At 66.1% G+C, this 11,419-nt stretch carries 10 protein-coding genes; 4 read left to right on the forward strand and 6 right to left on the reverse strand.

Annotation, left to right across the window (positions count from 1 at the left end; genetic code table 11):
• The first annotated feature begins 25 nt into the window (after positions 1–25).
• The 4 genes from ACTJKF_RS09470 to ACTJKF_RS09485 all read left to right on the forward strand — a co-directional run bounded on the left by ACTJKF_RS09470 (position 26) and on the right by ACTJKF_RS09485 (position 3,785).
• Positions 26–856 carry an arginyltransferase gene (locus ACTJKF_RS09470; RefSeq protein ID WP_440623297.1) on the forward strand — a complete coding sequence of 277 codons (831 nt, stop codon included), beginning with the start codon at positions 26–28 and terminating at the stop codon, positions 854–856.
• Between the two features lie 179 nt (positions 857–1,035).
• Entirely contained in the window at positions 1,036–2,073 is a 1,038-nt protein-coding gene (locus ACTJKF_RS09475; RefSeq protein ID WP_440623298.1) for a quinone-dependent dihydroorotate dehydrogenase, read from the forward strand.
• A 102-nt stretch (positions 2,074–2,175) separates the two neighbouring features.
• Entirely contained in the window at positions 2,176–2,970 is a 795-nt protein-coding gene (locus tag ACTJKF_RS09480; protein ID WP_440623299.1) for a cystine ABC transporter substrate-binding protein, read from the forward strand.
• 122 nt (positions 2,971–3,092) lie between these two features.
• Positions 3,093–3,785, forward strand: coding sequence for an amino acid ABC transporter permease (locus ACTJKF_RS09485; protein ID WP_334041182.1), 693 nt, complete (start codon positions 3,093–3,095; stop codon positions 3,783–3,785).
• 79 nt (positions 3,786–3,864) lie between these two features.
• On the opposite strand, the gene ACTJKF_RS09490 is transcribed toward ACTJKF_RS09485, so the two are convergent.
• From ACTJKF_RS09490 to rnr, 6 genes are all read right to left on the reverse strand, one after another.
• Positions 3,865–4,851, reverse strand: coding sequence for a Gfo/Idh/MocA family protein (locus ACTJKF_RS09490; RefSeq protein ID WP_440623300.1), 987 nt, complete (start codon positions 4,849–4,851; stop codon positions 3,865–3,867).
• Positions 4,852–4,964: 113 nt separating this feature from the next.
• Positions 4,965–5,681 (reverse strand): FadR/GntR family transcriptional regulator, encoded by a 717-nt coding sequence (locus ACTJKF_RS09495; protein WP_440623301.1) that lies wholly within the window; start codon positions 5,679–5,681, stop codon positions 4,965–4,967.
• A gap of 283 nt (positions 5,682–5,964) precedes the next feature.
• On the reverse strand, positions 5,965–6,657 hold the full coding sequence (rpiA, locus tag ACTJKF_RS09500) for a ribose-5-phosphate isomerase RpiA (protein ID WP_440623302.1): 693 nt from the start codon (positions 6,655–6,657) through the stop codon (positions 5,965–5,967).
• A gap of 114 nt (positions 6,658–6,771) precedes the next feature.
• Positions 6,772–7,644, reverse strand: a complete 873-nt coding sequence (locus tag ACTJKF_RS09505; RefSeq protein ID WP_440623303.1) for an N-acetylmuramoyl-L-alanine amidase — start codon at positions 7,642–7,644, stop codon at positions 6,772–6,774.
• Positions 7,645–7,758: 114 nt separating this feature from the next.
• Positions 7,759–8,502, reverse strand: coding sequence for a 23S rRNA (guanosine(2251)-2'-O)-methyltransferase RlmB (rlmB, locus tag ACTJKF_RS09510; RefSeq protein ID WP_440623304.1), 744 nt, complete (start codon positions 8,500–8,502; stop codon positions 7,759–7,761).
• A 151-nt stretch (positions 8,503–8,653) separates the two neighbouring features.
• Positions 8,654–11,116, reverse strand: coding sequence for a ribonuclease R (rnr, locus tag ACTJKF_RS09515; RefSeq protein ID WP_440623305.1), 2,463 nt, complete (start codon positions 11,114–11,116; stop codon positions 8,654–8,656).
• Positions 11,117–11,419 lie beyond the last annotated feature (303 nt).

Genomic DNA, 11,419 nt, shown 5'->3' on the forward strand with positions numbered 1-11,419 from the left:
TCCCTCCCTGCATCGAGAGCTGCCCATGACTCACCCGACTGAGCTGCCGCTTTCACCGCTTTCGGCGCTGCAATTCTATGCAACGGCGCCCTATCCGTGCAGCTATCTGGACGGCCGCATCGCGCGCTCGCAAGTCGCGACGCCGAGCCACCTGATCAATTCCGACATTTATACCGAGCTCGTGAAGGCCGGCTTCCGGCGCTCGGGCGTGTTCACCTATCGCCCGTACTGCGACGGTTGCCGCGCGTGCGTGCCGGTGCGCGTGCCGGTCGGCGCGTTCACGCCGTCGCGCACGCAGCGCCGGATGTGGAAGCGGCACCGCGCGCTCGTCGCGACGGTCTCGCCGCTGCACTACGACGAGGAGCACTACGCGCTCTACATGCGCTACCAGTCCGCGCGCCACGCGGGCGGCGGCATGGATCGCGACAGCCGCGACCAGTACGAGCAGTTCCTGCTGCAGAGCCGGATCAATTCGCGCCTCGTCGAATTCCGCGATCTCGACGCGCCGGGCGGCGAGCCCGGCCAGTTGCGCATGGTCAGCATGATCGACATCCTCGGCGACGGACTCTCGTCGGTCTACACGTTCTTCGAGCCCGACGACCAGCACACGAGCTACGGCACGTACAACATCCTGTGGCAGATCGAGCAGGCGAAGAGCCTCGGTCTGCCCTACGTGTATCTCGGCTACTGGATCCGCGAGAGCCCGAAGATGGCCTACAAGGCGAACTTCCATCCGCTCGAGGGGTTGCTCGACGGGCGCTGGAAGATACTCGACCCGGATCGCGTCGACCTGCCGCCGGTCGACGCGGCACTGGCGCGCGCGCCGCTGCCGGGCGGCCATTCCGGGTCAGGCTGACGTGCCGTCCCGCAGCGCGGTTTCGCCGCTGCAACGGGCACCGTTTCCGCGCGTGCACGCGCCGCCGCACCGCACGAGAAGCGCCACCGCCAGCGCATGCGAAGCGAAGCGCGCCCGTGCCGCGCAACTCCCGGTAAAATAGCGGGTTGTCATTCATTCCGGCCGTCCGCCCAATTCCCGTGTTCAGTTCCCTTTATCCGCTGGCCCGCGCATCCCTGTTCAAGATGGATGCGGAAGACGCTCACCACCTCACGCTGCGCGCGCTCGGCGCGGCCGGCCGCACGGGCCTTGCCTGCGCGCTGTCGGCCCGGGTGCCCGACGCACCGCGCACCGTGATGGGGCTCACGTTCCGCAACCCGGTCGGCCTCGCGGCCGGGCTCGACAAGGACGGCGCGGCGATCGACGGCCTCGCGTCGCTCGGCTTCGGCTTCATCGAGGTCGGCACGGTCACGCCGCGCCCGCAGCCGGGCAACCCGCGCCCGCGGATGTTCCGCCTGCCGCAGGCCGACGCGCTGATCAACCGGATGGGCTTCAACAACCACGGCGTCGACCAGTTCGTGAAGAACGTGCAGGCGGCCCGCTATCGCGGCATCCTCGGCCTGAACATCGGCAAGAACGCCGACACGCCGATCGAACGCGCCGCGGAAGACTATCTCTACTGCCTCGAGCGCGTGTATCCGTTCGCGAGCTACGTGACGATCAACATTTCGTCGCCGAACACGAAGAACCTGCGCCAACTGCAGGGGGCGGGTGAACTCGACGCGCTGCTCGCCGCCTTGAAGGACAAGCAGCAGCGCCTCGCCGACCTGCACGGCAAGCTCGTGCCGCTCGCGCTGAAGATCGCGCCCGATCTCGACGACGAACAGATCAAGGAAATCGGCGACACGCTGCTGCGCCACAAGATCGAAGCGGTGATCGCCACCAACACGACGCTGTCGCGCGCAGCCGTGCAGGGCCTGCCGCACGCGGACGAAGCCGGCGGCCTGTCGGGCCGCCCGGTGTTCGACGCATCGAACGAAGTGATCCGCAAGCTGCACGCCGAAGTCGGCAGCGCGGTGCCGATCATCGGCGTCGGCGGCATTTTCTCGGGCGAGGACGCGCGCGCCAAGCTCGCGGCCGGCGCATCGCTCGTCCAGCTGTACACGGGCTTCATCTACCGCGGCCCGGCGCTCGTTGCCGAATGCGTCAAGGCCATCGCGCGCGACCGCGCCGTGTAATATAGTCATAAACAAACGATATTTAGCGATCGATTGTATTTTTGCTATGATCGGCGCTACAGTCAGAATCATGAGCCCCGTCGGGGCAAGGAAGCTCACAGGATGAAAATTTCGCTGCTGAAGAAACTGCTCGTTGCCGGCCTGATCGGCACGTCGTTCGCCGCCGCCACCGCGCACGCGGCCGACCTTCTCGACCAGGTGAAGCAGCGCGGCACGCTGCGCGTCGGCCTCGAAGGCACGTTCCCGCCGTTCAACTCGAAGAACCCGCAAGGCGAGCTCGTCGGCTTCGACGTCGATATCGCGAAAGCCGTGGCTGCGAAGCTCGGCGTGAAGGCCGAGTTCGTCACGACCGAATGGAGCGGCATCATCGCGGGCCTGCAGGCCGGCAAGTTCGACGTGATCGCCAACCAGGTCGGCATCACCGACAAGCGCAAGGAAACGCTCGACTTCTCGCCCGCCTACACGTACTCGTCCGCGCAGCTGATCCAGCGCAAGGACGACACGCGCCAGTTCAAGTCGCTCGACGACCTGAAGGGCAAGAAGCTCGGCGTCGCGCTCGGCACGAACTACATGGACATGGCGAAGTCGGTGCCCGGCATCGACGTGAAGACGTACCCGGGCGCGCCCGAGTACCTGCGCGATCTCGCGGCCGGCCGTCTCGACGCGGCGCTGAACGACCGCCTGATGCTCGCGTATCTGACGAAGAACGCCCAGCTGCCGCTGCGCCCGGGCGCGAACGTCGGCTCGGCGAATCCGTCGGGCATCCCGTTCAAGAAGGGCAACCCGAAGTTCCAGAAGGCGATCGACGACGCGATGGCGCAGCTCGAAGCCGACGGCACGTTCACGAAGATCTCGGACAAGTGGTTCGGCGTCGACGTGACGAAGCCGATCAAGTAAGCACGCCTCTGTTTGCCGCCTGACGGCGGCCAGGAAAGGGCGGCATCCGCAACGATGCCGCCCTTTGTTTTATTGGTCCGGTTTATGATTGCGCTTTCGCGCACGCATTCGATTCGCATTCCATGTCGACAACGTCCCTGCTCGTCCAATCGCTGCCGGTGCTCGCCCAGGGCGCCGTCCTGACCGTCAAGTTCGCCGTGCTGTCGATGGTGTTCGGCCTGCTCGGCGCCGTCATGCTCGCGATGATGGGCATCCGGCAAAGCGAACCGCTCGAAGGCTTCGAACGCATTTGGGTCAACGCGCTCGCGTGGCTCGCGCGCGCCTACGTGAGCCTGATGCGCGGCACGCCGCTGCTCGTGCAGATCTTCGTGATCTATTACGGATTGCCGAGCCTCGGCATTTCGCTCGATCCGACGCCGGCCGGCGTCATCGCACTGTCCGCGAACGTCGCGGCCTACATGTCCGAAAGCATGCGTGGCGCGATCAACGGGATCGCGCGCGGCCAATGGCTGGCCGCGTACAGCCTCGGGCTGTCGTGGGGGCAGACGCTGCGCTACGTGATCGGCCCGCAGGCGCTGCGTATCGCGGTGCCGAGCCTGTCGAACAGCCTGATCAGCCTGATCAAGGACACGTCGCTCGTCTCGGTGATTACCGTGACCGAGCTGCTGCGCAGCGCGCAGGAAGTGATCGCGGCGACCTATCAGCCGTTGCCGCTGTACCTGGCCGCCGCGGCCATCTACTGGGTGCTGTGCCAGATCCTCGAATGGGTCCAGCGCTGGTACGAAAAGCGCCTGTCGCTGCCCGCACGCCACTGAGCATACGGCGCCGCGCCGTCAACCGGGCCGCAGATGCGCGCCCGGCGCGCGCCCTCCCTCCTTTCCCGCTATTCGCCCCCTACTCGCCCGCATAGCGCACGCCGAGCGCCGCACGTGCCGCGTCGGTCATCGCGATCATCCGTCGCGAATGATCGTGCGTCATGATCGGGCTCTCGCGTTCACCCGCGCGCAGCAGGTCGCAGAAATGCGCGGTCTCGTAGTTCAGGCCGCCGCCGTCCACCGGTGCATCGAGTTCGACGGTGCGTCCGTCCGCATAGCGGATCGTCGCCCGCGCCGGGTTCCACCACTTCTCGTGGATCGTCACGTGGCCGCCCGCCGCCGCGATCAGCGCGTCGCCGCGCCCCATCACGTCGAGCCCGCAAAAGAGCTGCGCGATGCCGCCGTTCGCGTGGCGGCTGTTCAGGCTCGCGAACATGTCGACGCCCGTTGCACCGACGCGGCCGAGTGTCTGCACGTCGAGTGCCGCGCCGAGCCAGTCGACGGCGAGAAACGCTTCGTAGATCCCGATGTCGAGCAGCGCGCCGCCGGCGCGATCGAGTCGATAGACGGAATGATCGGCCGGCACCGACGACGACGCGCAGCCCGCGCGCACAAGCCGGATCTCGCCGATCGGATCGTCATCCAGATGCGCACGCAACTGGCGGTACAGCGGAAAGAACGGCGGCTTCATCGCTTCCATGAAGAGCCGTCCGGCCACGCGCGCCGCATCCAGCACGGCGTCGAGTTGCGCCGCGTTCAGCGTCGCGGGTTTTTCGCACAGCACGGCCTTGCCGGCCGCGAGCGCGGCCTGCGCGTACTGTGCATGACTGTCGTGGAGCGTCGCGATATAGACGGCATCGATGTCGCTCGCGAGCAGTGCGTCGAGGCTGGCGACAGGCGTGCCGCCGCAACTGTCGCAGAAGGCGGTTGCCGCGTCGGCGCGGCGTGCCCACACACCGGCGAGCACGGCGCCCGGCACGTGAGCGAGGCTTTGCGCGAAACGGCGTGCGATGCTGCCGGCGCCGACGATGCCGAAGCGCACCGGGCGGTTGTCGAGGTCGTTCATCCGGATCTTCCGTGTCGGTCGCATGACGGTGGCCGACACGCTGCCGGCCGGCCGTCATGATAAACGGCTTGCCGAACGGCTCGCCGGCTCACGGATAAGCGACGCGTGCAGCGTCAGGCGCGCACCGGCACGTCGACGGAGAAATCGCGCGAGATCTCGTCGGCGCTGAAGTCGATCAGCGCGAGCGACGCCGCTTCGGCTTCGCGCGGATCGCGGCGCTCGATCGCGTCGACGACACGCGCATGCGCCTTGACCGCGATGTCGTGCGCGCCATCCTTCTGCGCGACACGCGGATTCACGAGCCGCACCGCGCCGCGCACGATCGCCGCCATCTGCTGGAAGAACTGGTTGCCGCTCGCCTGGACGATCCGCGTGTGCAGCAGCTCGTCCGCCGTGTCGTAGCCAGGATCACCCGGCTGCAACACCTTGAACGCATCGAACGCCTCGCGAATGCCCGCGATGTCGACGGCCGTCGCACGGACCGCCGCCTGCGCGGTTGCACGCGGTTCGATCAGCATCCGGAATTCGATGACGTCGCGCATGAATTGCGGGTCCGGCTTCGCACGAAACCGCCAACTCACCACGTCTTCGTCGATCATGCGCCAGTCGCGCATCGGTCGAACGCGCGTACCGACTTTCGGACGCACGTCGAGCATGTCGCGCGCAAGCAACATCGATAATGCTTCGCGCATCACCGTACGACTCACATCGAACTCTTTCGACAGCACGTCCTGCGGCGGCAAGATGCCGCCGTACTTGTCCTCGACGATACCCGCGACAAGCCCATCCATCACTTTGGCGACCAGTGACCGGTCTTTGCCCTGCTCCATGACACCTCCCCGTGCGTCTATTTGCGAACACCTGCTCCGCAGTTCCGCCGGCCCTGGTTACGACTGTTCTTATGATCTATAAGTTGATGAGTTCGGGGATATTTCGCTATCTGGTAAACACCTGACAGGGTTATCCCTCTTTAAGAAAGGGTGATTTATAAGACTTCAAAAAAAGCCCGGAAAGCGCTCTGCGCTTGCCGGGCCGGGATTTCAACAAGATTTAAACATGCAATCCATTACGGCATCCTGACGCCATTACGGACTGCTTCTCATTCAGTTCTGATTAACCGGGATAAACGATCGTTTCAACACCGGTGGCCGTGCCGAGCAGGCACAGATTCGCGCCGCGTTCGGCGAACAGGCCAACCGTCACGACGCCCGGCCATGCGTTCACCTTCGCTTCGAAACCGCGCGGATCGGCGATCTGCAGCCCCTTCACGTCGATGATTTCGTTGCCGTTGTCTGTGATGTACGGCGCGCCGTCCTTCGTCACGCGCAGCACCGGCACGCCGCCCAGCGCAGTCACGCGCCGGCCGATCGCCGTGCGGGCCATCGGCACGACCTCGATCGGCAGCGGGAACGCGCCGAGCACCGGCACGCGCTTGCTGGCATCCGCGATGCAGACGAACGTCTCGGCCACCGACGCGACGATCTTCTCGCGCGTCAGCGCGCCGCCACCGCCCTTGATCATCGCGCCGCTTGCGTCGATCTCGTCGGCGCCGTCGACGTACACCTGCAGCGACTCGATCTCGTTCAGGTCGAACACCTTGATGCCGTGCGATTTCAGGCGCTCGGTCGTCGCGATCGAGCTCGACACCGCGCCGCGATAGCGCGTCTTGACGGCCGCGAGCGCGTCGATGAAGCAGTTGGCGGTCGAGCCGGTACCGACGCCGATCACCGCGCCTTCCGGCACGTTCTGGATCACATAATCGGCGGCCGCCTGGCCGACCAGGCGTTTGAGTTCGTCTTGAGTCATGGAAGAGAATGCAGCGGGATTGCGGAAAACCGCCAGTTTACCGGACTCGGAAGACCGGTCGCGCTTTTTCGGCGCGTGAGCCTGCGCTTGCGGCGGCGCCGGACCCGCCGACGGTCACGGCGCGCCGCCCGCGGACGCGTCGCCCGCGGGTAGCTTGCCGGGGAAATACTTGTCGAGCAATGCCTGCGCGATCGCGTCGGTGCCGGCGTCCGGATTGCCCGCATAGTCGGACGGCCGGAAATGCATCTGGAACGCCGCGAACACGCGCCGGGTGCGCGCGTCGAGCACGCCGTCGGTCGGCACGTCGTAGCCGTAGCACGCGAGCTTCAACTGCAGTTCGCGCACGTCGACAAGCGCATGCGGATCGCGACCGCCGAGTCGCGCGGCAACGGTCGCATCGTCCGGCCATGCGCCGACGCCCGCTTGCGCAAGCGCATGCCACGGGAACAACGGTCCCGGATCGATCTTGCGTTGCGGCGCGATATCGCTATGCCCGACCACGCGCGTCGGCGCAATGGCATAGCGCGCGACGATGTCCTTCGACAGACGGATCAGCGCATCGACCTGTTCGGGCGGATACGGTTGCCACGTGAGGTTTTGCGGATCGAGCGGGCCGCGGTTCACGTTCTCGATGCCGATCGACGCCGCATTGAGTTCGGTCGTGCCCTGCCATTCGCTGACGCCCGCATGCCATGCGCGCTTCGATTCGGGAACGAGCTGGTAGACGACCGGCCTCCCGTGTTCGCTGCGCGGTTGCGGCGGCACGACGTAGTGCACGCTGACCGAATCGCCCGTCAGCGTGCGCAGCGACGTCGCTTCGTCGCTTTCGGTGTAATGCATCACGAGAAAGCGGATGCGCGAATCGGCGCCGCGCGCAGGCAGGCTCGTATCGGCGTAGTAGGTACCGCGCTCGACGAGCGACGGCGACGTGCAGGCGGCCAGCAGGCCAAGGACGGCGCACGATGCGCCGAGGCGAAACAGGGTCATGGTTCGCGAGTTCCGGGAGCTGCGTGCCGCGCGCAATCGCGGCACGCGTCGTTCGGTCGTTGCGGCCCGCCATCGCGCGAGGCCGCGTGCGTCAACCCGTGTGAAAGGCGGATCTCAGCCCTTCACGCGCCGCTGCCGTACCGCTTCGTACAGGCACACGCCGCTCGCGACCGACACGTTCAGGCTTTCCACACTGCCGGCCATCGGGATGCTCATCACTTCGTCGCAGGTGTCGCGCGTGAGCCGGCGCATGCCTTCGCCTTCCGCCCCCATCACGATCGCGACGGGGCCGTCGAGCTTCGTGTCGTACAGCGTCGCCGACGCTTCGTCCGACGTACCGATGATCCACACGCCCGCCTCCTTCAGCTCGCGCAGCGCGCGGGCGAGGTTCGTCACCGTGATGTACGGCACCGTGTCGGCCGCGCCGCTCGCGACCTTCGCCGCGGTCGCGTTCAGGCCGACCGCGCGGTCGCGCGGCGCGATCACCGCATGCGCACCGGCCGAGTCAGCGACGCGCAGGCATGCGCCGAGGTTATGCGGATCCGTGACGCCGTCGAGCACCAGCAGCAACGGGGAGCCCTGAATGCCGTCGAGCAGCTCGGACAGGTTCTGCGCGAGCGGGACGTCCTCGACGCGCGCGACGACGCCTTGATGGCGCTCGGTATGCGCGAGGCCCCACAGGCGCGTTTCGTCGGCCGCGATCAGCCGCACGCCCGCTTCCTTCGCGGTGTGCAGGAAGTCCTGCATGCGGCGGTCACGGCGCGTCTGGTCGTACAGCACCTCCGCAACCGTCGACGCATCGTGCCGCAAACGTGCGGTCACCGCATGAAAACCGTAAAGAACCTTCAGACGTGACATGACTGGAACAACCTTCGATCAAACGTGCGGCCGCGCGACGCGCGCAGCCGCGATCCATGGAAAAGGAAAGCGCCGCGTTGCCGGCCGGTGACCGGTAGAACGCGGCGTCTCTCGATACTGCCAGGGCGTGCGCATGCGCCGCCCCGAATGCTCAATACTTCTTGCGGGCGTGGGCCTTCTTCGCGGCCGTCTTCGCCGGCGCGCCGCCCGTCTTCTTCGCGGCACGCGCCGCACGCGCTTCATTCACCGCGACCGTCGGTGCGCTGGCCGCCTTCTTGCGACGCGGCGCGACTTCGTCGACCGGCGGCAACGAGCGCACGCGCGGGCCACCGCGATCGTTGCCGTTACCGGCAGCAGCCGGCGCCGGTGCGGGACGCGGCGCCTTCACCGGCGTGTCGCGCACGAGGCGGAAGTCGATCTTGCGCGCGTCGAGATCGACGCGGCTCACCTGCACGCGCACGCGGTCCGACAGGCGATAACGGATGCCCGTACGTTCGCCGCGCAGCTCGTTCTTGATCTCGTCGTACTGGAAGTAGTCCGAGCCGAGTTCGGTGACGTGCACGAGCCCTTCGATGAACAGCGTATCGAGCTGCACGAAGATGCCGAACGACGTGACGCCGTTCACCATCCCGCCGTACTCTTCGCCGAGCTTGTCGCGCATGAAGTAGCACTTGAGCCAGGCCTCGACGTCGCGCGATGCTTCGTCGGCACGCCGCTCGTTCGCCGAACAGTGCAGGCCGAGCTCTTCCCAGATCGCCGTGTTCGAACGCGAACGGCCGCGCGCTTCGTCGTCGGCTTGCTGCATCGCGCGGGCGCGCGGCGACAGCGCGGTGTTCAATTCGAAGCCTTCCGGCGCCTTCGGCGCGTACTTCTTGCCCGACAGGATCGCGTAGATCGCGCGATGCGTGAGCAGATCGGGATAGCGGCGGATCGGGCTCGTGAAGTGCGCATACGCCTCATACGCAAGACCGAAGTGGCCGATGTTGTCCGGGCTGTAGACGGCCTGCTGCATCGAGCGCAACAGCATCGGCTGCAGCATCTGCGCATCGGGCCGGTCGCGAATCTGTGCCATCAGTGCCGCATAGTCGCTCGCATGCGGCTTGTCGCCGCCGCCGAGCGACAGGCCCATGCCGCGCAGGAACGCGCGCAGGTTCTCGAGCTTCTCCGGCGTCGGCCCCGCGTGCACGCGGTACAGTCCCGGATGCTTGTTGCGCTTCAGGAAGTCGGCCGCGCAGACGTTCGCGGCCAGCATGCATTCCTCGATCAGCTTGTGCGCATCGTTGCGCTGACGCGGCACGATCTGCTCGATCTTGCCCTGCGAGTTGCAGACGATGTACGTCTCGGTCGTGTCGAAGTCGATCGCGCCGCGCTTCTGGCGCGCGGTGAACAGCGACTTGTAGACACCGTACAGGTCTTGCAGGTGCGGCAGCAGGTCCGCGCGGCGCGCGGCCTCCGGCCCCTTCGTGTTCGACAGCACCGCCGCGACTTCGGTGTACGTCAGGCGTGCGGCCGAATGGATAACGGCCGGATAGAACTGGTACGCCTTGATCTCGCCGCGCGTGGTAATCACCATGTCGCACGCGAGCACGCAACGATCGACCTGCGGATTCAGCGAGCACAGCCCGTTCGACAGCTTTTCCGGCAGCATCGGGATCACGCGGCGCGGGAAATAAACGGATGTGCTGCGCTCGAGCGCGTCGGCATCGAGGCCGCTGCCCGGCTGTACGTAGTGCGATACGTCGGCGATCGCGACGATCAGGCGAAAGCCGTCGCCGCGGCCGACCTTGGTCGGTTCGCAATACACGGCATCGTCGAAGTCGCGTGCGTCCTCGCCGTCGATCGTCACGAGCGGCACGTCGCGCAGATCGACGCGGAAGCGCAGATCGGCCGGGCGCACCTTGTCCGGCAGCGCGGCGGCTTCGTCGAGCGCCGGCTGGCTGAATTCGTGCGGCACGCCGTACTTCCGAACCGCGATCTCGATTTCCATGCCCGGATCGTCGATGTCGCCGAGCACTTCGACGACGCGACCGAGCGGTTGCGAATGGCGGCTCGGGAAGTCGGTCAGTTCGACGACGACGACCTGCCCGACCTTCGCCTTCTTCACGTTCTGCGTGATCAGGATGTCGTGGCCGATGCGCTTGTCTTCGGGGGCGACGATCAGCGCGCCGTTCTCGTTGAGCAGGCGGCCGATCACGCGCTTGTTCGCGCGTTCGGTGACTTCGACGACGTGTCCTTCCGGGCGGCCGCGGCGATCGTAGCCGACGATCCGCGCGAGCACGCGGTCGTTGTGCATCACCTTCTGCATTTCGCCGTTCGGCAAGAACAGATCGTCCTGGCCGTCGTCGCGGATCACGAACCCGTAGCCGTCGCGATGGCCCTGCACGCGACCGGCAACGAAGTTCGACGGATGGGTGAGCTGGTAGTGGCCGCGCTTGTCGAGGCGGATCTGGCCGTCGCGTTCCATCGCGGCGACACGCCGGAAGAACCCCTCGCGTTCCTGGCGCTTGATCGACAGCGCTTCGGCGATGTCGTTGGCGGCCAGCGGCGCGTCGCTCGTACGCAGCACGCCGAGAATTTCTTCACGGCTCGGAATGGGGTACGGATATTTGCTCAAGGGTTTGTCGATGATTGTTCTCGTTGCGTTGACCGATGGTGCACGGCATCAACATAGAAGTGTCCGTCCGACAGTTCTATAGTGACGGCGGCGGATCATTCTATCACCCGCCTGTGTTACCAAATGACGCGAATGCCGCGTGCAAGCGCCGCAGCAGCCGGTTTGCGGCGCATCGCAAAAAAGTGTTGACACGGATAATTGGGGCGCTATAATTTCGCTTCTTTGCAGCAAGCAGCTACTGCAAAACGTGCCCAGGTGGCGGAATTGGTAGACGCACTAGGTTCAGGTCCTAGCGGTGGCAAC

This window comes from Burkholderia sp. 22313 (genome assembly GCF_052045245.1).
Lineage (GTDB): Bacteria > Pseudomonadota > Gammaproteobacteria > Burkholderiales > Burkholderiaceae > Burkholderia.